This is a genomic window from Kitasatospora sp. NPDC056531 (assembly GCF_042794375.1).
Lineage (GTDB): Bacteria > Actinomycetota > Actinomycetes > Streptomycetales > Streptomycetaceae > Kitasatospora.
On sequence record NZ_JBHTTU010000012.1, the window covers coordinates 23420 to 47425 of the forward strand.

General features: G+C 70.1%; 23 protein-coding genes and 1 pseudogene. 7 read left to right on the forward strand and 17 right to left on the reverse strand.

Annotated features, from left to right (window positions below):
* Positions 1 to 121: 121 nt before the first annotated feature.
* On the forward strand, positions 122 to 409 hold the full coding sequence (locus tag ACFQ87_RS14015) for an RNA polymerase-binding protein RbpA (RefSeq protein ID WP_030308030.1): 288 nt from the start codon (positions 122 to 124) through the stop codon (positions 407 to 409).
* Between the two features lie 113 nt (positions 410 to 522).
* Here the strand turns inward: ACFQ87_RS14015 and pgl are convergent, their stop codons facing one another.
* From pgl to tkt, 5 genes are all read right to left on the reverse strand, one after another.
* Positions 523 to 1311 carry a 6-phosphogluconolactonase gene (gene pgl / locus ACFQ87_RS14020; RefSeq protein WP_380610961.1) on the reverse strand — a complete coding sequence of 263 codons (789 nt, stop codon included), beginning with the start codon at positions 1309 to 1311 and terminating at the stop codon, positions 523 to 525.
* Positions 1308 to 2384 carry a glucose-6-phosphate dehydrogenase assembly protein OpcA gene (opcA, locus tag ACFQ87_RS14025; RefSeq protein ID WP_380610962.1) on the reverse strand — a complete coding sequence of 359 codons (1077 nt, stop codon included), beginning with the start codon at positions 2382 to 2384 and terminating at the stop codon, positions 1308 to 1310. Before opcA ends, pgl begins: the two co-directional genes overlap by 4 nt.
* Positions 2381 to 3937 (reverse strand): glucose-6-phosphate dehydrogenase, encoded by a 1557-nt coding sequence (gene zwf, locus ACFQ87_RS14030; RefSeq protein WP_380611130.1) that lies wholly within the window; start codon positions 3935 to 3937, stop codon positions 2381 to 2383. Before zwf ends, opcA begins: the two co-directional genes overlap by 4 nt.
* Positions 3938 to 4001: 64 nt before the next feature.
* Positions 4002 to 5144 carry a transaldolase gene (tal, locus tag ACFQ87_RS14035; RefSeq protein ID WP_380610963.1) on the reverse strand — a complete coding sequence of 381 codons (1143 nt, stop codon included), beginning with the start codon at positions 5142 to 5144 and terminating at the stop codon, positions 4002 to 4004.
* Positions 5145 to 5235: 91 nt separating this feature from the next.
* Positions 5236 to 7335: a transketolase gene (tkt, locus tag ACFQ87_RS14040; protein WP_380610964.1), complete on the reverse strand. Its 2100-nt coding sequence runs from the start codon at positions 7333 to 7335 to the stop codon at positions 5236 to 5238.
* 464 nt (positions 7336 to 7799) lie between these two features.
* Here tkt and ACFQ87_RS14045 point away from each other — a divergent pair, with 464 nt between their 5' ends.
* Complete coding sequence (locus ACFQ87_RS14045; protein WP_380610965.1) at positions 7800 to 8750, forward strand: heme o synthase; 951 nt, start codon at positions 7800 to 7802, stop codon at positions 8748 to 8750.
* A gap of 80 nt (positions 8751 to 8830) precedes the next feature.
* Here ACFQ87_RS14045 and ACFQ87_RS14050 read toward each other — a convergent pair whose 3' ends face one another.
* On the reverse strand, positions 8831 to 9472 hold the full coding sequence (locus tag ACFQ87_RS14050; protein ID WP_380610966.1) for a DUF2461 domain-containing protein: 642 nt from the start codon (positions 9470 to 9472) through the stop codon (positions 8831 to 8833).
* A 72-nt stretch (positions 9473 to 9544) separates the two neighbouring features.
* On the opposite strand from ACFQ87_RS14050, the gene ACFQ87_RS14055 reads away from it, so the two are divergent.
* Positions 9545 to 9883, forward strand: coding sequence for a hypothetical protein (locus ACFQ87_RS14055; RefSeq protein ID WP_380610967.1), 339 nt, complete (start codon positions 9545 to 9547; stop codon positions 9881 to 9883).
* A gap of 62 nt (positions 9884 to 9945) precedes the next feature.
* On the opposite strand, the gene tgmC is transcribed toward ACFQ87_RS14055, so the two are convergent.
* The 5 genes from tgmC to ACFQ87_RS14080 all read right to left on the reverse strand — a co-directional run bounded on the left by tgmC (position 9946) and on the right by ACFQ87_RS14080 (position 13078).
* Positions 9946 to 11088: an ATP-grasp peptide maturase system methyltransferase gene (gene tgmC / locus ACFQ87_RS14060; RefSeq protein ID WP_380610968.1), complete on the reverse strand. Its 1143-nt coding sequence runs from the start codon at positions 11086 to 11088 to the stop codon at positions 9946 to 9948.
* Positions 11085 to 12059 carry an ATP-grasp ribosomal peptide maturase gene (gene tgmB / locus ACFQ87_RS14065; RefSeq protein ID WP_380610969.1) on the reverse strand — a complete coding sequence of 325 codons (975 nt, stop codon included), beginning with the start codon at positions 12057 to 12059 and terminating at the stop codon, positions 11085 to 11087. The genes tgmC and tgmB overlap by 4 nt, the downstream gene beginning before the upstream one ends.
* Position 12060: 1 nt before the next feature.
* A complete protein-coding gene (gene tgmA / locus ACFQ87_RS14070) occupies positions 12061 to 12333 on the reverse strand; it encodes a putative ATP-grasp-modified RiPP (protein ID WP_380610970.1) in 273 nt (90 codons plus the stop codon).
* Between the two features lie 116 nt (positions 12334 to 12449).
* The gene (locus tag ACFQ87_RS14075) at positions 12450 to 12611 is read right to left on the reverse strand and encodes a hypothetical protein (RefSeq protein WP_380610971.1); all 162 of its coding nucleotides are present in this window, start codon (positions 12609 to 12611) and stop codon (positions 12450 to 12452) included.
* A complete protein-coding gene (locus ACFQ87_RS14080; protein ID WP_380610972.1) occupies positions 12608 to 13078 on the reverse strand; it encodes an ATP-binding protein in 471 nt (156 codons plus the stop codon). Before ACFQ87_RS14080 ends, ACFQ87_RS14075 begins: the two co-directional genes overlap by 4 nt.
* Positions 13079 to 13256: 178 nt before the next feature.
* On the opposite strand from ACFQ87_RS14080, the gene ACFQ87_RS14085 reads away from it, so the two are divergent.
* From ACFQ87_RS14085 to ACFQ87_RS14095, 3 genes and pseudogenes are all read left to right on the forward strand, one after another.
* On the forward strand, positions 13257 to 14531 hold the full coding sequence (locus ACFQ87_RS14085) for a helix-turn-helix domain-containing protein (RefSeq protein ID WP_380610973.1): 1275 nt from the start codon (positions 13257 to 13259) through the stop codon (positions 14529 to 14531).
* The gene (locus ACFQ87_RS14090; protein ID WP_380610974.1) at positions 14528 to 15082 is read left to right on the forward strand and encodes a flavoprotein; all 555 of its coding nucleotides are present in this window, start codon (positions 14528 to 14530) and stop codon (positions 15080 to 15082) included. Before ACFQ87_RS14085 ends, ACFQ87_RS14090 begins: the two co-directional genes overlap by 4 nt.
* A gap of 38 nt (positions 15083 to 15120) precedes the next feature.
* Positions 15121 to 15542: pseudogene (locus tag ACFQ87_RS14095) on the forward strand (NUDIX hydrolase).
* A 183-nt stretch (positions 15543 to 15725) separates the two neighbouring features.
* On the opposite strand, the gene ACFQ87_RS14100 reads toward ACFQ87_RS14095, so the two are convergent.
* The 5 genes from ACFQ87_RS14100 to ACFQ87_RS14120 form a co-directional block, all read right to left on the reverse strand.
* Positions 15726 to 16700, reverse strand: a complete 975-nt coding sequence (locus ACFQ87_RS14100) for a quinone oxidoreductase family protein (RefSeq protein WP_380610975.1) — start codon at positions 16698 to 16700, stop codon at positions 15726 to 15728.
* The gene (locus tag ACFQ87_RS14105; protein WP_380610976.1) at positions 16697 to 18121 is read right to left on the reverse strand and encodes a methylaspartate mutase; all 1425 of its coding nucleotides are present in this window, start codon (positions 18119 to 18121) and stop codon (positions 16697 to 16699) included. The genes ACFQ87_RS14100 and ACFQ87_RS14105 overlap by 4 nt, the downstream gene beginning before the upstream one ends.
* Positions 18118 to 18561, reverse strand: coding sequence for a cobalamin-dependent protein (locus ACFQ87_RS14110; protein WP_380610977.1), 444 nt, complete (start codon positions 18559 to 18561; stop codon positions 18118 to 18120). The genes ACFQ87_RS14105 and ACFQ87_RS14110 overlap by 4 nt, the downstream gene beginning before the upstream one ends.
* Before the next feature lie 47 nt (positions 18562 to 18608).
* The gene (locus ACFQ87_RS14115; protein ID WP_380610978.1) at positions 18609 to 19835 is read right to left on the reverse strand and encodes a fatty acid desaturase; all 1227 of its coding nucleotides are present in this window, start codon (positions 19833 to 19835) and stop codon (positions 18609 to 18611) included.
* Positions 19836 to 20088: 253 nt separating this feature from the next.
* On the reverse strand, positions 20089 to 21219 hold the full coding sequence (locus ACFQ87_RS14120) for an MFS transporter (RefSeq protein ID WP_380610979.1): 1131 nt from the start codon (positions 21217 to 21219) through the stop codon (positions 20089 to 20091).
* Positions 21220 to 21408: 189 nt separating this feature from the next.
* Between ACFQ87_RS14120 and ACFQ87_RS14125 the strand changes: the two genes are divergently transcribed.
* Complete coding sequence (locus tag ACFQ87_RS14125; RefSeq protein ID WP_380610980.1) at positions 21409 to 22680, forward strand: acetyl-CoA carboxylase biotin carboxylase subunit family protein; 1272 nt, start codon at positions 21409 to 21411, stop codon at positions 22678 to 22680.
* 49 nt (positions 22681 to 22729) lie between these two features.
* On the opposite strand, the gene ACFQ87_RS14130 is transcribed toward ACFQ87_RS14125, so the two are convergent.
* Positions 22730 to 23956 carry an ATP-grasp domain-containing protein gene (locus tag ACFQ87_RS14130; protein ID WP_380610981.1) on the reverse strand — a complete coding sequence of 409 codons (1227 nt, stop codon included), beginning with the start codon at positions 23954 to 23956 and terminating at the stop codon, positions 22730 to 22732.
* Positions 23957 to 24006: the final 50 nt, after the last annotated feature.

Consider the following 24006-nt stretch of genomic DNA (forward strand, 5'->3'; position numbering starts at 1 on the left):
TTACACTAGGACGACTTTCGCCACCGACGCGCACCGCGGCGGGTCGGCGCACCAGCACGCAGGGAGTCAGACCGTGGCAAGTGGCAACGCCATCCGTGGCAGCAGGGTCGGGGCCGGCCCGATGGGGGAGGCCGAGCGCGGCGAGTCCGCCCCGCGCAACCGGATCTCCTTCTGGTGCGCCAACAAGCACGAGACCCGGCCCAGCTTCGCCGCCGAGGCCGTCATCCCGGACACCTGGGACTGCCCGCGCTGCGGCTTCCCGGCCGGGCAGGACGAGCACAACCCGCCGGCGCCCTCGCGCAACGAGCCGTACAAGACCCACCTCGCCTACGTCCGTGAGCGGCGCACCGACGCCGACGGCGAGGCGATCCTCGCCGAGGCGCTGGCCAAGCTGCGCGGCGAGATCTGACGCGAAGTTCCGACCCGCGAGCGAGCCAACCCGCGAGCGAGCCGAACTCCAGACAAGCAGAAAGGGCGCCACCGTCGAGTGACGGTGGCGCCCTTCGGCGTTCGCCGGGCCCGTTATGCCGAGGCCGGCGGGTACAGCTGCGGTGGGATCCGCTCCGCCGCGGCGCGGTCCAGCAGCCACAGGGTGCGGCTGCGGCCGTACGCGCCGGAGGCGGGCGCCTGGAGCTCGCCGGGGCCGGACAGGGCCAGCGCGACCGCGCCCGCCTTGTCCTCGCCGGCGGCCAGCAGCCAGACCTCGCGGGCCGCCCGGATCGCCGGGAGGGTGAGCGAGATCCGGGTCGGCGGGGGCTTGGGGGCCCCGCGCACGCCGATCACGGTCCGCTCGGTCTCCCGCACGCCCGGGTGCTCGGGGAAGAGCGAGGCGATGTGGGTGTCCGGGCCGACGCCGAGCAGCAGCACGTCGAAGGCCGGGACGCCGAGCCGGTCGCCCGGCCCGGCGGCCTTCGCCAGCTCCTCCGCGTAGCGGGCGGCGGCGGCCTCCACGTCCGAGCCGTCCACCCCGTCCGAGGCGGGCATCTCGTGCACCCGCGCCGGGTCGAGCGGGACGGCGTCCAGCAGCTCGGCGCGGGCCTGGACGGCGTTACGGTCCGGGTCTGCGGAGGGCAGGAAGCGCTCGTCGCCCCACCAGAGGTCCAGCCGGCCCCAGTCGACCGCGTCGCGCGCCGGGGAGGCGGCGATCGCGGCCAGCAGGGCGTTGCCGTTGCGGCCGCCGGTGAGCACCACCGAGGCGGTGCCGCGGGCGGCCTGGGCGTCCACGATCCGGGTGATCAGCCGGGCCGCGGCCGCCTGGGCCATCAGCTCCTTGTCCCGGTGGACGACCAGCTGCGGGATCGCGTTGGTCATGCGCCGTCCTTGGCGGTGGTGCGCTTGCCGACGGCCTTCTTGGCGGAGGGCTTCTTCTCCGCGTCGGCCGTCACCCGGTCCGGGTTGGCCAACGGGGACTCGACCGCGTGAGCGATCTCCTCGGCCGCCGCCATCTCGACGGTGGAGGGCTCGTGCAGCCGCTCGACGGGCGTGCGCACGGCCGTCGCGTAGATGTCGTCCGGGTCCAGCCGGCGCAGCTCCTCGGCGATCAGCTCCGAGGTCTCGCGCCGCTTGAGCGCCACCTGGCGGTCCGGCGAGCCGGGCATGGAGAGCGTGCCCATCAGGCCGTCCGGGCGGTCCAGGGTGATGTCCCCGTCCTTGGTGCGCAGGTGCACCGCGGTGATGCCCGGGCCGCCGGTGACGACCCGCTCGACCGGCACGTGCAGCCGGTTGGTGAGCCACAGGCCGAGCAGCTCGACGCTGGGGTTGTAGGACTCGCCCTCGACCACTGCGGAGGTGATCCGGGCCGGCCGCTGGTCCAGCGCGGCGGCCAGCATCGAGCGCCAGCCGGTGATCCGGGTCCAGGCCAGGTCGGTGTCGCCCGGGGTGTAGCTCTCGGCCCGCTGGGCGAGCTGGCCGACCGGGGACTCGGCGGTGACCGCGTCGGTGATCCGGCGCTGGGCGAGCGAGCCCAGCGGGTCCTGCGCCGGGTGCAGCGGCGCGTTGTCCGGCCACCAGACGACGGTCGGGGCGTCCGGCAGCAGCAGCGGCAGGACCACCGACTGGGCGTGCGCGACGAGTTCGCCGTGCATGCGCAGGATGGCCGTCTCGCCGGAGCCGGCGTCGGAGCCGACCAGGATCTCGGCGTCCAGGCGGGTCTCGGCGCGGGCCCGGGGCGAGCGCCCGGCGCGCTTGATCACCGCGAGGGTGCGCATCGGGTGCTCGCGGGACGCGTCGTTGGCGGCCTTGAGGGCGTCGTAGGCGCTGCCCTCGTCGGTCACGACCACCAGGGTGAGCACCATGCCGGCGGCGGTGGAGCCGCTGGCCCGGCGCGCCGCCATCAGCGCGGCGTTGATCTTGCTGGACGTCGTGTTGGTCAGGTCGATCTTCATGGCCGGCGCCAGCTCCTGCCGTCTCGTGCGAGCATCTCGTCCGCCTCGGCGGGGCCCCAGGTGCCCGCCGCGTACTGGGCCGGCTTGCCGTGGGTGTCCCAGTACTTCTCGATCGGGTCGAGGATCTGCCAGGAGAGCTCGACCTCCTGGTGGCGCGGGAACAGGTTGGCGTCGCCGAGCAGAACGTCGAGGATGAGCCGCTCGTACGCCTCCGGGCTGGACTCGGTGAAGGACTCGCCGTAGGCGAAGTCCATCGTGACGTCCCGGACCTCGAAGGAGGTGCCCGGCACCTTGGAGCCGAACCGCACCGTCACGCCCTCGTCCGGCTGGACCCGGATGACCAGGGCGTTCTGCCCCAGCTCCTCGGTCGCGTAGGAGTCGAACGGCAGGTACGGGGCGCGCTGGAAGACCACCGCGATCTCGGTGACCCGACGGCCCAGCCGCTTGCCGGTGCGCAGGTAGAACGGGACACCCGCCCAGCGGCGGTTGTTGATCTCCAGCTTGATGGCCGCGTAGGTGTCGGTCTTGGAGTCGGGGTTGATGCCGTCCTCGTCCAGGTAGCCGGCGACCTCCTCGCCGCCCTGCCAGCCGGCCGCGTACTGGCCGCGCACGGTGTGCCGGCCGAGGTCGGCCGGGAGCTTGACGGCGCTGAGCACCTTGAGCTTCTCGGCCACCAGCGCCTTCGGGTGGAAGGACGCCGGCTCCTCGATGGCGGTGAGCGCCATCAGCTGCAGCAGGTGGTTCTGGATGACGTCACGGGCGGAGCCGATGCCGTCGTAGTAGCCGGCCCGGCCGCCGATGCCGATGTCCTCGGCCATGGTGATCTGCACGTGGTCGACGTACGACCGGTTCCAGATCGGCTCGAACATCTGGTTGGCGAAGCGCAGCGCCAGGATGTTCTGGACGGTCTCCTTGCCCAGGTAGTGGTCGATCCGGAAGACCTCGTCCCGGGGGAAGACCTCGTGGACGACCTTGTTGAGCTCCTGGGCGCTCTCCAGGTCGTGGCCGAAGGGCTTCTCGATGACGGCGCGGCGCCAGGAACCCTGCGGCGGGTCGGCCAGGCCGTGCTTCTTGAGCTGCTGGACGACGGTGGGGAAGAACTTCGGCGGGACGGACAGGTAGAAGGCGAAGTTGCCGCCGGTGCCCTGGGCCTTGTCCAGCTCCTCGATGGTCTCGCGGAGCTTGTCGAAGGCGTCGTCGTCGTCGAAGGTGCCGTGGATGAAGCGCATGCCCTTGGCGAGCTGCTGCCAGACCTCTTCCCGGAACGGGGTCCGGGCGTGCTCCTTGACCGCGTCGTGGACCTCCTTGGCGAAGTCCTCGTCGTCCCACTCGCGGCGGGCGAAGCCGACCAGGGAGAAGCCCGGCGGCAGCAGACCGCGGTTGGCCAGGTCGTAGATGGCAGGCATCAGCTTCTTGCGGGACAGGTCGCCGGTGACCCCGAAGATGACCAGGCCGGACGGCCCCGCGATGCGCGGGAGCCGCCGGTCGGAAGGGTCACGAAGCGGGTTGACGGGGGTGGGTGGGAGGTCGTCCGCGTCCGATTCCGGCGTCAACTCGGGGAAATCAGTGCTCACTTGGTGTGCTCCGCTTTCGTGCGTTGGCTGTGTGAGCGGGGGGTCACTTCTCGTTGGCGAAGGAGGCCAGCGAGGCGGTGACGGTGTCGAGCAGCTCCTGCCAGGACTGCTCGAACTTCTGCACGCCCTCGTCCTCCAGGACCTGGACCACGTCGTCGTAGTCCACGCCGGCCGCCGCGACGGCGTCCATGACGGCCTTGGCGTCGGCGTAGTTGGGGACGATGGTGTTGCCGGTGACCACGCCGTGGTCGCCGGTGGCGTCCAGGGTGGCCTCGGGCATGGTGTTCACGGTGCCGGGGGCGACCAGCTCGGTGACGTACAGGGTGTCCGGCAGGGCCGGGTCCTTGACACCGGTGGAGGCCCAGAGCGGACGCTGCGGCTTGGCGCCGGCGGCCTCCAGCGAGCGCCAGCGGGCGCTGCCGGCGGTCTTGCCGTCGACCGAGCCGAAGACCTCCTCGTACGCCTGGTAGGCGAGCCGGGCGTTGGCCAGGGCGGCCTTGGAGCGCAGGTTCTTGGCGTCGCCGCCGATCTTGTCCAGGCGCTTGTCGATCTCGGTGTCCACACGGGACACGAAGAAGGAGGCGACCGACTCGATCTGGGAGAGGTCCAGGCCCTTGGCCTTGGCGGCCTCCAGGCCGGTCAGGTAGGCGTCCATGACGGCCTTGTAGCGGTCCAGGGAGAAGATCAGCGTGACGTTGACGCTGATGCCCAGGCCGATGACCTCGCTGATGGCGGGCAGGCCGGCCTTGGTGGCGGGGATCTTGATGAAGACGTTCGGGCGGTCGACCAGCCACCACAGCTGCTTGGCCTCGGCCACGGTCGGGGCGGTCTCGTGGGCCAGGCGCGGGTCGACCTCGATGGAGACCCGGCCGTCGCGGCCGTTGGAGGCGTCGTAGACCGGGCGCAGCACGTCGGCGGCGTCGCGCACGTCCGAGGTGGTGATCATGCGGATCGCCTCGTCGGTGGTGACCTTGCGGACGGCGAGGTCGCGCAGCTGGCCGTCGTAGGAGCTGTCGCCGCTGCCGGCGATGGCCTTCTGGAAGATGGTCGGGTTGGTGGTGACGCCCACCACGTGCTTGTTCTGCACCAGCTCGGCCAGGTTGCCGGAGTTCAGCCGCTTGCGGCTGAGGTCGTCCAGCCAGATCGCAACGCCTTCGTCGCTGAGGCGCTTCAGTGCGTCAGTCATGGTGCTTCAGTCCTTCGTCTTCTGCTTCGTGGGGTAGTCAGAGGGGGCCGGGCCGTCGACGTGCGGGTCTCGGGCCCGGCCGTGGGCACTGCTAGCGGTTGACGGCTTCGAGGGAGCGCAGGGCGTTGTGGGCCTCGGCGACCACGCGCTCGGCGGTCAGGCCGAACTCCTCGAAGAGCACCTGGTAGTCGGCGGAGGCACCGAAGTGCTCCAGCGAGACGATCCGGCCGTGGTCGCCGACCAGCTCGCGCCAGCCCTGGGCGATGCCGGCCTCGACCGAGACGCGGGCCTTGACGGACGGCGGCAGCACGCTGTCGCGGTAGGCCTGGTCCTGCTCCTGGAACCACTCGAAGGACGGGACCGAGACCACGCGGGTGGCGATGCCCTCGGCCTCCAGCGCCTCGCGGGCCTTGACGGCCAGCTGGACCTCGGAGCCGGTGCCCAGCAGGATCACCTGCGGGTCGCCGTTGGAGGCCTCGGCCAGGATGTAGCCGCCCTTCGCGGTGCCCTCGGCGGAGGCGTAGACCTCGCGGTCGAAGGTCGGGACGTTCTGGCGGGTGAGCGCCAGGCCGACCGGGCCGGGGTGGCTGGTCTGGCGCTCGATGACGGTGCGCCAGGCGACGGCGGTCTCGTTGGCGTCGGCCGGGCGGACCATGGCCAGGCCCGGGATGGCGCGCAGCGAGGCCATGTGCTCGACCGGCTGGTGGGTCGGGCCGTCCTCGCCGAGGCCGATCGAGTCGTGCGTCCAGACGTAGGTGACCGGCAGCTTCATCAGCGCGGCCAGGCGGACGGCCGGGCGCATGTAGTCGGCGAAGACCAGGAAGGTGCCGCCGTAGACGCGGGTCTTGCCGTGCAGCGCGATGCCGTTCATGGTCGAGCCCATGGCGTGCTCGCGGATGCCGAAGTGGATCGTCCGGCCGTACGGGCTGGCCGACTTCAGCGGGTTGCCCTCGGGGAGGAAGGAGCTGTCCTCGTCGATGGTGGTGAGGTTGGACTCGGCGAGGTCGGCCGAGCCGCCCCACAGCTCCGGGATCACCGCGCCGAGCGCCTTGAGGGTCTCGCCGGAGGCCTTGCGGGTGGCGACGTCCTTGCCGGCCGGGAAGGACGGGACGGCCTTCTTCCAGCCCTCGGGCAGCTCGCCGGCCTGGATGCGGTCGAACTCGGCGCCACGCTGCGGGTTGGCGGCGTGCCAGGCGTCGAAGGACTGCTGCCACTGGTCGCGGGCGGCCTTGCCGCGCTTGATGACCAGGCGGGCGTGCTCGATGACCTGGTCGCTGACCTCGAAGGTCTTCTCCGGGTCGAAGCCCAGGACCTTCTTGGTGGCGGCGATCTCGGCGGCGCCGAGCGCGGAGCCGTGCGCCTTGGCGGTGTCCTGGGCGTTCGGGGCCGGCCAGGCGATGATGGTGCGCATCGCGATGATCGACGGGCGGGAGGTCTCGGCCTTGGCGACGGCCAGCGCCTCGGCGAGGGCCTCGACATCAATGTCGCCGTTGGCCTTCGGGGTCACCCGCTGCACGTGCCAGCCGTAGGCCTCGTAGCGCTTGAGGACGTCCTCGGAGAAGGCGGTCTCGGTGTCGCCCTCGATCGAGATGTGGTTGTCGTCGTACAGGGCGACCAGGTTGCCCAGCTTCTGGTGGCCGGCCAGCGAGGACGCCTCGGCGGAGATGCCCTCCTCCAGGTCGCCGTCGGAGACGATGGCCCAGATGGTGTGGTCGAAGGGGGACTCGCCGGCCGGGGCCTCCGGGTCGAACAGGCCGCGCTCGTAGCGGGCGGCCATCGCCATGCCGACCGCGTTGGCGATGCCCTGGCCGAGCGGGCCGGTGGTGGTCTCGACGCCGGCGGTGTGGCCGTGCTCGGGGTGGCCGGGGGTGCGGCTGCCGGCGACGCGGAAGGCCTTCAGGTCGTCCAGCTCCAGGCCGTAGCCGGAGAGGTAGAGCTGGGTGTAAAGGGTCAGGCTGGTGTGCCCGGGGGAGAGGACGAAGCGGTCGCGGCCGACCCAGGCCGGGTCGGTCGGGTCGTGGCGCAGGAAACGCTGGAAGATCAGGTACGCCGCGGGGGCCAGTGACATGGCCGTCCCGGGATGTCCGTTGCCGACCTTCTGGACAGCGTCCATGGCCAGGACGCGCGCCGTGTCAACCGTGCGCTCGTCCAGTTCGGTCCACTCGAATGCGTTCGTCGGCGCAGTGCTCACCCTGTCTCAGGGCTCCTTCCATTGTGAAGAGTGACCCCGTGAATGGGGACCGGGTCGGCCACGGCGCTGTGGTCCCGACTGTGGGTGGTGCCGGTCACGGAGGGTAGATCCCGCTTCTGCGTGCGAGCCTACCGTCCGGCCCGGGGCTCACCCTCCGTGCCGGGACAACCGGGATTTCCGCATGGTGATTCCCACTAGGGCGTTCTGGCCGATTTTGTCCCAGCCTCCCCCGGTTTGCCGCCCCGCGCCGCTCGGGCGGTCGCGGCGGGTCGCGAGGGCGCGCCGGAAGCGGTTCGTGGGTTCACCCAGTCGGTGCACCCGGGGGTGCGCCATCCGCCCCGCCGGGGGACCCCGGAGCCGGATGGGATGTATGGAGCGTCTATGGTGTCGTGGTACGCGCAGAGCGGACGATTTCGGGACCCTTCGTTCCTGTGGACGCCTGCGAGGATTCATCTTCAGTTGGGGTGTTAGTGACCGCCGTCGAAACCCGTCCCGCCGGGGTCACCGGGGCGACGCCTGCGCATCACCGGCCGATCGGGGCCCGGGTCGGCGCCTTCGTCGCACTGACCAAGCCTCGGATCATCGAGCTGCTGCTGATGAGCACCGTGCCGGTGATGTTCCTGGCGCAGCAGGGCGTGCCGAACATGCTGCTGGTGCTGAAGGTCGTGGTCGGCGGCTACCTCTCGGCGGGCGGCGCGAACGCCCTCAACATGTACATCGACCGCGACATCGACGCGTTGATGTCGCGCACCGAGCGGCGCCCGATCGTCACCGGGATGGTGTCGCCGCGCGAGGCGCTGGTGTTCGGCATCGTGCTGGCGGTCGTCTCGACCCTGCTGCTGGGCTTCGGCGTCAACTGGCTCTCGTCCGGGCTGGCGCTGGGCGCGCTGCTGTTCTACGTGTTCGTCTACACGCTGGGGCTCAAGCGGCGCACCTCGCAGAACATCGTCTGGGGCGGCATCGCCGGCTGCATGCCGGTGCTGGTCGGCTGGTCCTCGGTCACCGACTCGGTGTCCTGGGCGGCGGTCGCGCTGTTCCTGGTGGTGTTCTTCTGGACCCCGCCGCACACCTGGGTGCTGTCGATGAAGGTGCGCGACGACTACCTGCGCGCGGGCGTGCCGATGCTGCCGGTGATCAAGGGCAACGTCGCGGTCGGCAAGCAGGTCGTCGCCTACTCCTGGGTGATGGTGGCGACCTCGCTGGCCGTGTGGCCGCTGGGGCACATGAGCTGGCTGTACCCGGTCGCCGCAGTGGTGCTGGGCGCGGCCTGGCTGCGCGAGGCGCACGCGCTGTACGCGCGGGCCAAGGCCGGGGTCGTGGGCGCGAAGCTGAAGGAGATGCGGCTGTTCCACTGGTCGATCACCTACCTGTCGCTGCTGTTCGTGGTGTGCGCGATCGACCCATTCGTGAAGTAAGAGGCTTTGAGGGAAGAGCCCCGGTCCTGTGGACCGGGGCTCTTCCGCGTTCCGGGGTGCTTTCGAGTTCTTGAAGCGTCTCAGCGGGCGGGCAGCTCGGAGGGGCCGACGTGGCCGTCCAGCCAGTCCCTGAGCGGCTGGGAGGCGCGCAGGAAGCCGGTGATCCGGGTGTAGGCCGTCCGGGTGCCCAGCCACTTCGCGGGCGCCCACTCCTGCCAGGCCACCAGGCCCTTGTGGCGCAGCAGCTCGATCCTCGGGTGGTCCTTGGGAAAGCCGCGCGGGGTGGACTTGAGGGAGTCCCGGCCGGACACCTGGGGGCCGTCCTTCTCCACCGCGGCGATCACCCGCTCCAGCTCGGCGCCGCTGACGTCCTCGGCGACGGCGGCGCGGTAGCGCTCCAGCTGGTCCGGGGCGAGCCGGTACATGCCGTTGCCGCAGGCCAGACCGTCGGCGGAGAGCTGGATGTAGCCGCCGGTCTCCAGGTGCGCGCCGATGTGCGTCTTGTACGGGGACTTGTCGGCGCTGAAGCGGACGTCGCGGTTCGGGCGGAAGATCTTCCCCGGCCCGAACTCGGGCTCCAGGTCGGCGAGCAGCAGCTCCATCGGGGCCCGTACGGCGTCGTCGTACCGGTCCTTGTGGGCCTGCCAGAAGGTCTTCGAATTGTCGGCCTCCAGGTGCTCGTAGAAGTCGAGCGCCTCGGTCGGCCAGCCTTGGAACGTCACGTCCCTAGTATGTGGCCCGGTGCACAGGCCGCTCCCGTCGCCAGGGCGTCTACCGGTGGGTAGCATGCGGGCATGAGCAGCGCAGAGACCGCCACCGCCGCCGCGCCGGACGCCCGTACCGAGCGCCGCGCCAAGCGCATCGCCAAGCACCTGACCAGCTTCGCCCAGCAGCACGGCGGCAGCGCCGACGCGGTCGTCGAGTACGTCGGCGCCGCGGCCACCCGGATCGTGGTGGTCGGCGCGGACGGCGCCTGGGGCGACCAGGTGGCCCCGAGCTACGCCGTCGGCCGCCGGGCCGCCGAGCTGGCCGGGCTGACCCTGCACGACGACTTCGAGGGCGAGCTGGGCCTCAAGGTCAAGACCGGCGCGTACGAGTGGAAGCGGATGGCCGGGATCCAGCTCGGCGGCTGACCGCTTCGGCGCGTACGACGAACGGCCCGGCTCCTCCTGGTGGGGGAGCCGGGCCGTTGTCTTCAGATGGGGAGGTTCCAGCTCGGTCCGTCCTCGCTTCCGATCCAGACGCGTTGCCCCGATTCCGAGACGGTGATCCCGAAGCCCTCCTGATGTGGCTCGCCCGCCTCCTGCCAGGCTTCGACGGCGCTTTCCACCTGGTCCCAGAGTCGGAGCGGGCCGCGCTGGATCACGGTCCACCCGCCGGCCGGGTTGGGTGCGGTCCGGGCCTGGGAGCCGGTGGCCACGTCCGTGAGGATCTGTTGTCCGCCGACTCCCATTCGCTCGGCCGAGGGCGCTGCGAGTTGTGCGACCCAGCTGCCCGTCCACGTGCTGATGATCTCGGGGTCGATCAGGGTCGGGCGTTCGTCTCCGGGGAGGAGGGAAAGGCTCTGGCGGGGCGGTCGGTCGTGGGGGCGGGCGATCATGAAACTGGTGTAACCGGGCAGGAAGCGGCCGGTGGCTTCTCCGGGGCCGGTCACGACGAGCAGGGCGAGACCGAAGCCGAAGGACCAGCCGGACAGCGTGACCAGGATCCGACCACCGGGCTTCACCTGGTGCAGCCACGGGGGTGGAACGTAGCGGACCGAGCAGGTGGCGATGAGTTGGTCGTAGCCGCTGCCGCCAGGATCGCCGAGCAGTCCGTCACCGATGACCAGCCGGGGGGCGTAGCCCGCTGCTGTGATGGCCGCGGCCGCGGCCGCGCCCACCGTCGGGTCGTACTCGACGCTGGTGACGTTGGCGTCCCCGAGGCGGTGCGCCCCGAGGGCGGTCGAGTAGCCGGTTCCGGTGCCGATCTCCAGCACCCGGTGCCCAGGCTCGGCACCGAGTTGGTGCCACATGCGCAGGACCAGCGACGGCAGGGTGGACGACGAGGACGGGGTGCCGGTCGCGGTCCCATCGGGCACGTCCTCGGGGCGGGTCCGCCCGTCGAGCTGAGTGATCAGCGTTTCGTTGGTGTAGACGTGCTCCAGCCATCCGGGCTCGTCCTTGCGCACGGGTCGGTAGGCAGTCGGGTTGCTTCCCGGAACCGGCACGAAGAACGATCCGACGAACAGCTCCCGGGGGACCGTTCTGGCAGCGTCCTCCCAAGCCGGGTCGGTGATCTTGTCGTCCCCGGTGAGGCTGTCCACCAGGGCTGCGCGGAGCTGAGCCGATGTGCTCATGAGTCGGGACCTCTCTCCAACTGGTCGGCAATGGCCTGGGCGATCGCGGCGGTGGCCTCGGCGGGCTGCCACGCCCACTGGCCGTTGGGGTTGCACTCAAGGAAGTACCAGTCACCGCCGGCGGTCACGGCGAAGTCGAACGCACCGAAGGTCAAACGGAGGCCGGTGAGGTAGGCGGTGATCGCGCGGGCGACCGGCTTGGGTACCTCGATCGGTGTGCAGGTCAGCAGGTTCTGCCGGTGGCGCCAGTCGAGATCCGGGCTGTCGATCCGGACCGCGAACAGTCTGTCGCCGACGGCGGTGACCCGTACGTCGAAGGCCTTGTCAACCTTGGCCTGGAACATGTGCGGACAGACGGATACGGCGTCGGTGATCTCGGCCGGGTCGACTTCCCGTACCCACACCGTCTGTGCGGTGCCGTCCTCAGTGCGGTAGCGGCTGTCCCACAGTGACTTGTAGACGGCACCGCCGGGTTGGTCGGTGCAGAACCGGCGTGCTTCGCCGGGGTCGGTGGTGATGACCGTGTTCGGGACCAGGAACCCGGTCCGGCTCGCCACGGCGGGTTGTGCGGGCTTGTACTCCGCATTGCGGATGTGCCACGGGTGATTGACGTAGTGGGCTCCGGGGAGCGAGGCGATGATGCCGCCGAAGCCCCAGAATGCCTGTGAGCTGGCGAACTTCGCCGTGTGCTCGTCCAGCCCCGGGGGTGCCTCGTAGGGCGAGGGGCGGCGGACCCAGACCGATCGCACGTGGGCGAGGTCGAGCTCCCGGCTCGACGCGCGGAGGGTGCCCCGCTGCTCGCCCGTGCGGTAGTGGGCGGTCAGCGGGGCACCTTCGAGCAGATCGGCACCGGGGTCGGCCCGGACGACCGGGATTCGGCGGTCAGCCAGGATGCGCAGAACTACGTCGGCTGTCACGTCGTAGGTGTTGGTCAGGACCAGGACGGCGGCCCGGTGTCGATCCGGTGTCATGTCAGCCGATGCCCTGGTCCTGGTCGTTCGCGGGCATGCTGTCCATGTCGGTGGGCGCGTTCTGCTGCCCGCTCTGGCCGTCGCCGCCACCCGTGTTCGTGGGCGTGCTGGTCTCGGTGCTGGTGCCGTGCGCGCCCATCTCGACGGTGCGGCCGTGTTCGTCCACGAACACGGCGATCTGCGTTTCGGGGTCGATCACGGGCGTGAGGGCGGGGATCGGGTTGGACTCGGGGTACGGGCCCATGCGGGTGGTGCCCCACGGTGCGGTGGTCATCTGGACTGTTCCTCCTTGGGAATTGGTGGTTGAGATCAGGATCAACAACCTGGCAGGCAAACCGAGTTGCTGGGTGATCCCGTCCGCGCCGCCGGGTCGGCGGCGCGGACGGGAGTTCAGTGGGAGCGGTTGATCAACACCAGGGCCGCCGCGACGACGACGTGCAGCCCGGCAGCGGCGGACACCCCGTAGGCGGCCCAGACCCGCGCGGGATCAGGGATGGATGGCGGCGGCGCATCGTCGGAGTCGTAACCGTCCTCCGGCGGTTGCCAGTTCACCGGGAGATCGGTCCGGGCGACGCGAGGTCGGCGTGGACGACCTTCCCGAAGGGGAGGAGCGTGACGCCACAGCGGCCGTGAGTGAGCCGGTGGACCATCGCCAGGCCCCGGCCGGATGTGGCGTCGGGCCCGGCCTGGATCATCACGGGCATCGAGCGGGAGCCGTCACCGACGAGGATGCGGACGACGTGGTCGATCGGTCGGCGGACGCCGACGAGCATGCGGGTCTGGCAGCCGGTCTCGACCGAGTTGGTGGTCAACTCGCTGACGAGCACGGCGGCGTCGTCCACTAGGTCGTTCAGCCCCCACTCCTGCAACTTCGCGCACACGAAGCGCCGAGCGGCGCCCACCGACTCGGGCCGGTACGGCAGGCAGATGGTCGCCAGTTCGGCAGGCGGGTGGACGCTCGCGTCCGGTCCCTGTTGGAGCACGGCGTCGCCTCTCACAACGTTCGAGAGGAGGGTCATCGGCGCTTCTCCTTGGCGACGGGGGCAAGGCTGCTGACGAATAGCCAACTGCACTTCGAGGCCGGGTGGCCGGGCCCCAAGCCCGCTGCGCATGATTCATGCAGATCGTGCATCACGGGTTGTCCTCGTGCGGCTACGCTCGACAGATCGGGTGTGATCGGCATCGGCAGGAGGATCCATGTCGTGGATGGCCAAAGGGCACTCCGTGGAACTCGCGCCCGGCGAAGTGATTCGCCGGGCGCGAGTGCTCAGCGGCCGGTCTCAGGCCGATGTGGCTTCCGAGTTGGGTTACCACCAGTCGAAGATCAGTCGGCTGGAGAGCGGTAAGGGAACGCAGGACGTGGGTGTCCTACGGGCGGTTGCAGCTGTGCTCGGGATTCCTCCGGAGAACCTCGGGCTTGCCTCTTCCACCAGTACGGACAGCAGGACGGACGACATGCACCGGCGCAACTTCTTGGCCGCGAGCGTTGTTACGCTCGCGGCCCCGGCAGGACCGCCCCGCGCGGGGATGGAACTCGTCCGCGAACTTCTGCCCGGGCCGGTACTCTCCGATCGCCCACTGCAGTCGCCGACGGTACTTGCAGCCCGGCTGTCTCAGGCACGCAGGCACTTCTATTCCTGCCGGTACGCTGAACTCGAAGCGTCTCTGCCGCAGCTGATCGCCGACCTTCGGCACGCCCAGAGCGCGGAGCGAGGTGACGATCCGACTCTCTCCGGCATGCTTGCGACGGCTTATCAGACCGCTGTGAGTCTGTTGCTCAAACTCGGTGATCAGGGCAACGCCTGGCTCGCGGTCGGCAGGGCCATGGCTGAGGCTGAGCGGAGCTGTGATCCGGTGGTGATGGCTTCCAGTGTTCGCGTTCAGGTCCACGTTCTCGCGCGAGACCGGCACACCGCACCCGCTATTAGCCTCATTCATCACACCGCAGACCAACTCGGCGGTGGCTATGACCGGAGATCGCCTCAGTACCTTGCCGCATTCGGGCTCATGCTCCTGCGAGGCGTGACCGCAGCAAGTGCAGGTGGCGACCGGGCGACCGCAGCGGAACTTCTCGCCGAGGCCCGGACTGTCGCGTGCCACGTTGCCCTCGACGGCCCGGATTCCTGGGCGAACTTCAGCCCCACCAACGTGGCACTCCATGCAGTCAGCTCGGCCGTGGTTCTCGGCGACGCCGGCGCGGCTTTGGAAGCTGCTCAACCTCTGATGCGGCGCCGCATCCCTGTTCCTGAGCGGCGGGCCGCACTCTGGGTGGATGCTGCACGGGCCTACAGTCAACAAGGCAGACTGGGTGAGGGATACCAAGCACTCAGGATTGCGGAGAGCTGTGCTTCTGAGGACATTCGCCGACGTCCCAGTGTGCTGGAACTGGTCGGTGACATGGCCGCGCGGGACCGACGCGGTAGAGTCCCGGAACTCTGCCGTTTCTGCCATCAGTTGGGAGTTCGGATTTGACTGAGAACCATGAGCCTTTTCTCTATGTCATCGTCTGCGCTTCGGGAATAGCCGACGGTGTGGGCGAACTGATCTCCGCAGCCCATGTCGAGGGCTGGAAGGTCGGCGTGATTGCCACCCCCAGCGCTCTCGGCTTCATAGACCAGGAAGCAATCGAGGCCCAGACCGGCTTTCCGATCCGCTCCGCCTGGCGCACGCCGAGCGTCCCGCAACCCTTGCCCCCGGCAGATGCCGTCGCCGTCGCTCCCGCGACGTTCAACACTGTCAACAAGTGGGCCGCCGGCATCTCCGACACGCTTGCGCTCGGCATCCTCTGTGAGGCGTACGGGCTCGGCATCCCGGTTGCCGTCCAGCCCTACGTCAACTCCGCCCAGGCTGCCCACCCGGCCTATTCGGAGAGCCTGGCCCGACTGCGCTCGATGGATGTATTGATCGGCGACTACGTGCCCCACAAGCCCAAGTCCGGCGGAGGACGCGACAAGTACAACTGGACCCACGTCCTCGACCTGCTCCGTCCTACCCTCAGCAGCCTTTCCGAGCGGACCACGTGACGAGCGATACCGCGAAGCGAGATCCACAGGAGGTAGGGATGCCGCCGCTCCACTCGGAGTCCGTCGCGGGGGTGGTGGTGCGCGAGGACGGTCGGGTGTTGGCCATCCGTCGGTCTGACAACGGGACTTGGGAGCCGCCGGGCGGGGTACTGGAGCTGGACGAGACCGTCGAGGACGGTGTGCGACGGGAAGTCTACGAGGAGACCGGGATCAAGGTCGGCGTGAACGGCTGACTGGCGTCTACAAAAACATGAGCCGGGGGATCGTCGCCCTCGTCTTCCGCTGCCGTCCGGAGAGCGGGGCGGAGCGGCTCTCGGACGAATCGGTCGAAATCGTCTGGCTCGCACCGGCCGAGGTTTCGGACCGCATGGCCGAGGTCTATGCCGTACGCATCCTGGACGCGCTCCGGGACGATACGGCACCAAGCATCCGAACCCACGACGGCCGACACCTGCTGTGACGGCGAAGGCCCCCCATCCGGTCGGGGCCTTCAACTGCCAACACGCTTTCCAACTGTTCGTCTGGCTGTCCGGGGACGGCCGCAGACGTCCTGAGGCAATCCTCCCTCGTAACCAAGGGCCGACGGACCCGAGTGCCGCCCGGGTATGAGCCCGGGCGGCGTTGGTCTCTCGGTGTGTCGGTGCTAAGGGACGAGCAGTAGTTTGCCCGTGGTGGTGCGACTCTCCAGTAGCCGGTGCGCATCGGCGGCCCGCTCCAGCGGCAGGGCCTCATGGATGGACGGCCTTATCACCCCGTCGGCCAGGTAGCCGAATACCGCGGCCGCGTTCTCGCGCAGTGCTGCGGTGTCGGGAACGTGGTCCTTCATCGTCGGCCGGGTGAGGAAGAGCGAGCCACCGCCGCGCAGCAGCTCGATGTCGAGCGGCGGTACCGCGCCACTGGACAGCCCGCAGATGGCCAGGGTGCCTCGGCGGCGGAGGCTGCGGAGGCTCTGGAGGTGGGTGGCGGCGCCCACGGAGTCGTAGACGACGTGTGCACCGGCGCCGTCGGTGATCCGGCGCACCTCCTTGTCGAAGTCCTCGTAGCCCGCCGTGTGGTGCGCTCCCGCCTCCAGGGCAGCCTTCGCCTTCAGCTCGCTGGACACCACGCCGATCACCGTCGCTCCCCGGTTGGCGGCCAGCTGGCACATCAGGCGGCCGAGGCCGCCCGCGGCCGCGAGCACCACGACCGTCTCCCCCGGCGCGATCGGGTGGGTGTCGTGGGTGAGGTAGTGGGCTGCCAGCCCCTGGAGCAGGACGGCGGCCGCGTCGTGCGACTCGACGCCGTCCGGGACGTGCACCAGCTTGTCGGCCGGCACGACCGCGAACTCGGCGTAGGCGCCGAGGTGGGTCGCGTAGGCGACCCGGGTGCCGGGCGGGAAGCCCTCGACTCCCTCGCCGACCGCCTCGACCGTGCCGGCGGCTTCCTGGCCCGGGACGAGCGGGTAGTCGGCGGCGTAGCTGCCGTTGCGGTAGTACACGTCGATGAAGTTCACGCCGATCGCGGCAGTGCGGACCAGCACCTCGCCCGGTCCCGGTTCGGGCTTCTCCGACCGGGTCGGCCGGAGTTCCTCGGCCGACCCGGGCTGGGAGACCTGGACGGTCTGCATGTGGTTGCTCACGACGGCACTCCGGGCGTCTCTCGGAAGATCCTGAGGAAGTAGTTGATGTCGTCGGTCAGCCCGCGCACCATGTCGCCGATGTCCGTACCGTCGGCGTGGATGCCGAGGCTGCGCTGGTTGCGCTGCCGGCTGTCGTCGGACAACGGCAGGCCTCCGGTGGACAGGTAGCGGATCGCGCCGTCCGGTGCACGCCGCGGGATGACCTCGGAGGAAGCGTAACGGCTGGCGCTGAACGGGATGTCGAGCCTGCCGTCCGCGAAGGCCGAGATGATCGCGGCGTACAGGTCGGGAGCCTCCAGCACCGGCTCGACGATCTCCGCGACCTCCTGCAGGATCCATTCCAACTCCTCGGCTGCCCGGTCCTCGTTGATGGAGAGGCAGCTCAGGAGCGGGGAGTTGGCGCGCGACGCGAGCAGGAGGCCGTCGATGTTGGCCCGGGTGTCGGGAATGCCGTACGCCTCCTGGTAGGTCTTGGTGATGAGCTTGGTGGCGCCGCCGAGCCGGGCGACCAGCGCGCCGTAGAGGATCAGGTCCTCCGCGCTGCTGCGCGCACGCGGGAACACGCCCATGAACTCGTGCAGCACCGGGTGGACCTCGACCTCGGCCGGCAGGTACCGCGCGGCGAGCGCGGGTATCGCCCGCAGGGCGGCCACGTCCTGTTCGACGTGGCCTCCCTGCGGGTAGGCGATCGAGATGCACCGGACGCCCTCGTTGGCCGCCGCCACCGCCTCCAGCACGCTGATGGCCAGGCTGATGGACGGTGGTATCAGGACGGCGGTCAGCGTCCCGAACAACTCGCGGTCGATGACCAGGTCACGACCCACCAGGTCGCCGCAGAGCGCGTCGACGTCCCGCCAGGCGGCCAGCGACTCGGAGAGCGGCACCGCCTTGGAGTACGGCAGGTTGTACGAGATCCCGCCGCCCTCGAAGGAGGTGATGCCCGAGGCCACCGCGGTCTGGAACAGCAACCGGGCGTCCGGGGAGCCGTGCCTGATTTCCAGTGGAGCGGACACCGCCTCGTTCAACTCCCGGCCCCGCTGCCAGCCGTGGGTGACCAGCGGGTAGCCGTTGAGGTCGGCCGGATTGCGCAGGAGCGCGGCCCGGGCGTTGCCGAACCTCTTGAGCCGAGTGTGGGAGTCGATGGTCAGCGTCAGGATGTCCGGTGCGGCATGCCGTTCGAGATCCCGCAGCAGCGTCGCCATCTGGGCGTGTGACCCGACTCCGCAGCGCGGCTGGAGTGCCACCCGCCCGGCCTGCCGGGCCTCGCGCAGTACTTCGGCGACGGTCGGCTTGCCGAGCTCGCGCACATAGGCTACGGAGTCGCTGAGCGGGGGGAGTTCCAGCGGCTCGAGCGGGACGGCATCGCCCGTCCCGGACGGGCCGTCACTGCTCGGGAGGCCGATGACCGACGTGTCGCTCATGATGCGGTGAGGGCGGGGACGACGTCCGCCGCGGCCCTGCGCTCACGCAGTTCGTCGAGAACCGCGGGGATCTGCTCGGGGTCGGACAGCACCACGTCGACGCCGAGCGCGTACAGGCGGGTGATGTCGTTGGAGTCCTTGTGGCTGCCGACCGAGAGGTTGCCGCCCACGATGACCGGGCAGTCGAGCAGTCCGTCCCGGCGGGCCTCGGGGAGGTCGTGCAGGTCCTCGAAGGCGTGCCCGTTGAGGCTGCCGATGATGACGGCCTCGGCCTCGGGGTGCTCCCGGTAGGCGGTGACGAACTCCGAAACCGGTGTGCAGGTACCAAGGTTGACCACATGGAAGCCACTGAAACGCAGGGCGTGGGCGATAAGGTGGTTGGCTACGGCATGGCTGTCACTGGCGGCCACGCCCAGGATGACGGTGCGGTTGGTGGTCATGAGAGGCCCTTGCCTGGACGATCGGGAGTCATCGGGAGTATCGGGAGTCAGTCGTCGAACGCGGCGAACAGCTCGCGCTTGCTCACGTCGCGGATGCGAGCCACGTCGAATTCCTCCCGGTCGGCGGCGGAGAGTGAATCGAAGACGCGGTTGATGGCCGGTATCAGGCCCCACTCGGCGGTGTAGGGCGGCCATCCCGGACTGCCCTTCTCCGCGTCCGCCTGGCGGGCGAAGATGTAGTTCGCCCATTCGGGGGTCGAGGGGTAGCGGTGGTGGAAGTCGTGGACGACCGTGTCGCCGGTGAGCACCAGGTACCGGGTCGGGGCGTGGACCAGCAGCATTCGGGCGCACCACTTCGACCACGCGCCGAGGCGCCGCAGGGGCGGCAGGCCGGGCGACGGCACGGCCTCGCCGATGAAGATGGCGTTGGTCAGGCTGCCGAAGTACTGCTTGCCCCGCTTCTCGGTGATACCGGGGGCCGGGAAGGTGTGCTTGACGCAGAGCCGCAGGGTGTTGCTGATCTGGAACAGCAGCACCAGCGGGACGAACCAGACCACCAGCAGCGCCGGCCAGGTGCCCGTCAGGACGGTGGCCGTGATGGCACCGAGGTAGACGACGGTGGCCGTCGCCTTCTCCGCCGAGGCGGAGTCGTGCCAGAACGAGCGCGCACGGGCCACGGCGAACGTCACGTGGAACCAGGGGTTGACCAGCTTGCCCAGGAGCCTGCGCCACATCTGGCGGCGCGTCATCCCCGGGTGGACGTCGAGGCTGATCAGCATGGCCTGCACGGTGGGGTCGCGCAGGGTCATGTGGTGTGCCGCGTGGTGGTCGCTGACGTGCTCGCGGCTGTACCGCGCGAAGTTCTGGATGACCAGAACGCTCGATATCCCGATGCCGATCGCGGTGTCGAGTCGGCGCCGGCGGAACATGTTCCGGTGTGAGCACTGGTGGTAGATCATCATGCGCAGGTTCCGCATGCCGTGCAGGCTCATGGCCCACCCGGGTACGAGCAGCAGCAGCCAGGCGCCGGACAGCCACCACGCGGCCACGCTGACCGCGGTTCCGACGACCATGGAGGAGACGGCCGTCAGCAGGTGGAAGCCGGGTGTCCACCAGCGCAGGGGCTGCTGCCCGGCCAGCGGCTGGCCGGTGAAGATGGTCAGTAGGTACTGGGTGGACCGGGGCAGCACCCGCATGGATTCGCGGGGAGCAGACTGCTCCGCAAGGCCGGCCCCGAGAACATGGTCCCGCGCGCCGAGCTCGATGGTGGCCACGAGGACTCCTTCCCTGGTCGGAGAGTGATGGAGGGAGCGCTGACTGGGGGCGGACCGGCCTCGAGTCAGGAACCTGTGGTCAGGCGTTTCCTGCTCGGTGGCGTGCCGGCCCGGGCGCTCGATCCGAAATCTTCACAGCTTTCTGCTGTTCATGTCAATGATCTTTCACACTCGTTGTCACGTGTTGTCGAATTGTTTACAGGGCGCGCTGTCATTTCGGCCGACGGGGCCCGCGCGCAGATGTGACAACACGTCAGTCGTACGAGTGCCGACGGGACAGCGCCAGGTGCCCGAGGCCGGCCAGCAGGGCCAGCGCCATCACGGTGCCCCACAGGACGGTGGAGCCGAACGCGGCCAGTCCCCAGCCGCCCAGGGGCGCGCCGACCGCGAGGCCAAGGTTCCAGACGAAGTAGTAGGAGCCCTGGTACGTGCCCTGGCGCTCGGTGTCGGAGTGCGAGGCGATGAAGGCGGCGCTCATCGGCGCGAGGACGACCTCCCCGCAGGTCCAGATCGCCACCGCGACGAGGTAGCCGGGGACCTGGTGGAACACTCCGTGCAGCCCGAAGCCGGTGCCGAGCAGCACGGCGGCGAGGAGGAACGCCGTCCGCATCCGCAGCCGGGCGGCGAACACCGAGACCAGCGGCTGGAGCGCGACCACCAGGAGGCCGTTGAGCCCGAGGATCAGGCCGATCGTCCGCCCGTCGACGTCGTGGAGCGACATGTCCATCGGGAGCGCCGACTGCCACTGGTAGTACACGAGCGCCAGGATGAACGCCAGGCCCAGGAACGGCCCGATCAGGACGGTGCTGAACGGTGCGAACACGGTCCTGACGAGGCCCGGGACGTCCACCCGCCCCTGGGAACCGTCCGCCGCCGGGGGCGGGTCATCGGGCAGTCGCCAGGCGATCAGCAGGTAGCCGGCCGACCCTGCCGCACTCAGCGCGAAGATCGACTGCGGGTCGATCGACGTCGTCCAGCCGGAGATCACCGGGGCGAACGACGAGCCGATGTTGGTGGCCCAGTACAGCAGCCCGTAGGCGCGCGGCAGCCGCTCGCCGTCGACGTTCCGGGCGATCAGTGCCGCGCCCGCGGGGCGGTGGATCGTCGACAGGGCTCCGAGCACCACCACGAGCGGCACCAGGAGCGCCAGGCTGTCGAAGAGCAGCAGGGCGAGGGCGGCCAGGCAGGCCGCGAGCTGCGAGCCGAGGATCGTCCGGCGGGAGCCGACCCGGTCGGACACCGCGCCGCCGATCAGCGCGCCGACCACCGAGCCGCCGCCCTGTGCGGCGATCACCGTGCCCGCCTGGGCCGGCGTGGTCAGGTGGCTGTGCACCAGGTAGAGGGTCAGGAACGAGGCCTGCAGGTAGCCGAGCCGGTTCACCACGGTGCCCGACCAGAGCAGCCAGAAGCTCCTCGGGAGCCGTCGGGACGGTGCAGCTCCAGTCCCCAGGGGAGAATTTACAAGGCTTGTCATGAAGGCGCATCATGCTGTAAGTAATCTGTGAAGTCCAGTGATGTGTGAGGCTGTCGTCGTCGATGTGTCGCATGCCGCACACCAGTTGAGGAGTGTTCTATGCGTCAAGTCCGGTATGTCGATGGCGGATTCTCCGACGAGGGGACCGGGCACGTGGTGGTCGTCCATCGGTGGCAGGACCAGTACGCGCATTACACGACCTACCTCGACCACGGGGCCAGGCCGGTCACCTACGTGACCACCGAGGTCGGCGCCGAGTCCGTGCCGGCCGAGGCCGCCGAGGTGGTCATCCTGGCCGAGACCTCCCCGGAGGCCATCCGCGAGGCGGTCGCCTCGCTCGCGGACAAGTACGGCACGCCCGCGGCCATCGTGGCCCTCAAAGAGGGCGACCTGCCGGTCGTCGCCCAGCTGCGGGAGGACTACGACACCGCCGGTCGCCGCCCCGCCGAACTCGCCCGGTTCCTCGACAAGTACGTCATGGCCGAGGCGGTTGCGGAGCTGGGCGACCTGGCGATGCCGGCGCACCGGCTGGCCTCGTCGGTTGACGACGTGCTGGAGTTCGCCGGGAACGTGGGCTGGCCGGTCATCGCCAAGCCGCTCCGGGGCAGCGCCAGCCACGGCGTACGGAAGCTGGAGAACGCCGCCGAGGCCACGGAGTTGGACCTCACCCGGCCCATGATCGTGCAGAGCTTCCTGCCGCACCCGGTCATCCACGTGGACGGCCTGTGCACCGGCACCGGCCTCGGTCCGTGGCGCGCGTCCGGCTACGTCAGCACGTGCCTGTCGTTCACCACCGGCACGCCGCTCGGCTCGGTCGAGATCGACGATCCCAAGGCGCTGGCGGCCATCGAGGCCTTCCTCACGCGGCTGATGCCCGGCCTGTGCGACGAGCCGTGGGTCTTCCACCTGGAGCTCTTCCTGCACCAGGACGAGGACGGGAACTGGAACTGCGCCTTCCTCGAGGTCGGTTCGCGGGTCGGCGGCGGCGACATCCCGTGGATCTGGCGCGAGGTGCACGGCATCGACCTGATGTGGGCCGAGGTCGCCCTGCAGCTCGGGAACATCCCGGTCCTGCCCGAGCTGGCTGACCATCAGGAGAACGGCGGCGTCGGCGGCTTCCTGATGATGCCGCTGACCGTGGAGCGTCCGTGCCGGGTCGTGGAGTCGAGCTCCATGGTGGGGCCGGAGGGCCCGTACGCCGAGAAGGTCGTTGCGCCCGGGGGTGTCATCCCGGCCGCGGACGCCTACTACGAGCACGTCGGCGGCCGGTTCCGCTTCCGTGGTGAAACGAGTGCGGAGGTCGAGGCAGCGGTCCACCGGACCATCGAGGGCTTCCGGCTGGTCTGTGAGCCGCTGGTGCCGGTGAGCTGACCGGACGCCGTCCAGCCGGCCCCGGTCGCCCAGTCGACCGGGGCCGCTGTCATTCGGCCGGCCGGGCCCCGGTCGCCGCGGCCGGTCGGGGCCCCGGTGCGGTGTCCACGCGAAGGGCCGCCAGGACCTCCTCGCAGCGCGACACGGCCGACCTGGTGTCGGGGCCACGTCCGATGACGTGGCCGTTGACCCGGTCCAGGGACGACCGCAGCTGCGGGACCGTTGCCCCGACGGCCAGGGGGAAGTGCAGCGTCGTGTCGGGGACGCCCCGGGCCGCGTCGAGCCCTGCGATGCCGCTGACCACTCCTGGCTCGGGGACGATGAAGCGGACCGCCGCGCCACCAGTGGCCTCGGGGGCGTGCTCCGGCAGGGCCTCGAGACCCAGCGGAACGGTCAACGCCCAGCGGACCAGGTCGACGCCGTGGGCGAGCCTGACCACGGTCGCGAGGTTCCCGCCCCCGATCCGGTCGTGCGACTCCACGATCCGCGGCCCGTCCGCGGTGAGGATGATCTCGGTGTGGGCGGGCCCCTCACTCAGGCCCACGGCGGTGAGGAACCGCACGGCCGCCCCGGCTGCGGCCTCGTGTTCCGGCCGGCTGATGCGTGCCGGGACGTAGTGCCCGATCTCGACGAATCCGGGGCCGAGCTCCTTCTCGGTGATGGCCAGGACCAGGTGCCGCCCGCGGTGGGACACGGTTTCCACGCTGATCTCGCGGCCCACGAGGAATTCCTCGGCGAGGCGGGGCCCCGCGCACGCCGCGCCGTCGTGCTGCCAGTAGCCTCGCTCGGCCTCGTCGGAAGCGATCTCGCAGACGCCCAGGCTCCCGGCCCCCCGGGGCGGCTTCACGACGATCCGGCCGCCCACCGACGCACGGAAGTCCCGGCACTCGGCAAGGCTCGACACGATCCGGAAGCGCACCGGGCTCAGCCCTGCGGCCGCCATCAGCACGCGCATGGCGTGCTTGTCCTTGAGCGCCCTGGAGACCTGCGGCAGGTTGCCCGGCAGCCCCAGCAGGTGGTTGAGCTCGGTGGCGAGGACGAGGCACGGCTCGGTGAGCGACAGGACCCGATCGAAGGGTCTTCGGCGATGGAGACCTGCCACGGCCGCCGTCACGGCCGCGACGTCGTCGAGATCCGCCTCCACCACTTGCTCGCACAACTGACGCGCTCGCGGCGTGACCAGGCCGGGATGCTGCAGCAGGACGACGGTCACTCCCGCTTCGGCTGCTGCCTCCAGGACCGCTTCGGTTCCGCCCAGTACCGCCACCCGCCGCATGTCCCACATCCCTTTCGGACCCGTCATCACCGTCGGTCGGGGCACCGCCA

Coding starts and splice junctions, on each gene's coding strand:
- ACFQ87_RS14015 (WP_030308030.1), top strand. CDS start 122: ATGGGGGAGGCCGAGCGCGGCGAGTCCGCCCCGCGCAACCGGATCTCC.
- pgl (WP_380610961.1), bottom strand. CDS start 1,311: ATGACCAACGCGATCCCGCAGCTGGTCGTCCACCGGGACAAGGAGCTG.
- opcA (WP_380610962.1), bottom strand. CDS start 2,384: ATGAAGATCGACCTGACCAACACGACGTCCAGCAAGATCAACGCCGCG.
- tal (WP_380610963.1), bottom strand. CDS start 5,144: ATGACTGACGCACTGAAGCGCCTCAGCGACGAAGGCGTTGCGATCTGG.
- ACFQ87_RS14055 (WP_380610967.1), top strand. CDS start 9,545: ATGAGCAGCGCAGAGACCGCCACCGCCGCCGCGCCGGACGCCCGTACC.
- tgmC (WP_380610968.1), bottom strand. CDS start 11,088: ATGAGCACATCGGCTCAGCTCCGCGCAGCCCTGGTGGACAGCCTCACC.
- tgmB (WP_380610969.1), bottom strand. CDS start 12,059: ATGACACCGGATCGACACCGGGCCGCCGTCCTGGTCCTGACCAACACC.
- tgmA (WP_380610970.1), bottom strand. CDS start 12,333: ATGACCACCGCACCGTGGGGCACCACCCGCATGGGCCCGTACCCCGAG.
- ACFQ87_RS14080 (WP_380610972.1), bottom strand. CDS start 13,078: ATGACCCTCCTCTCGAACGTTGTGAGAGGCGACGCCGTGCTCCAACAG.
- ACFQ87_RS14085 (WP_380610973.1), top strand. CDS start 13,257: ATGTCGTGGATGGCCAAAGGGCACTCCGTGGAACTCGCGCCCGGCGAA.
- ACFQ87_RS14105 (WP_380610976.1), bottom strand. CDS start 18,121: ATGAGCGACACGTCGGTCATCGGCCTCCCGAGCAGTGACGGCCCGTCC.
- ACFQ87_RS14110 (WP_380610977.1), bottom strand. CDS start 18,561: ATGACCACCAACCGCACCGTCATCCTGGGCGTGGCCGCCAGTGACAGC.
- ACFQ87_RS14125 (WP_380610980.1), top strand. CDS start 21,409: ATGCGTCAAGTCCGGTATGTCGATGGCGGATTCTCCGACGAGGGGACC.
- ACFQ87_RS14130 (WP_380610981.1), bottom strand. CDS start 23,956: ATGCGGCGGGTGGCGGTACTGGGCGGAACCGAAGCGGTCCTGGAGGCA.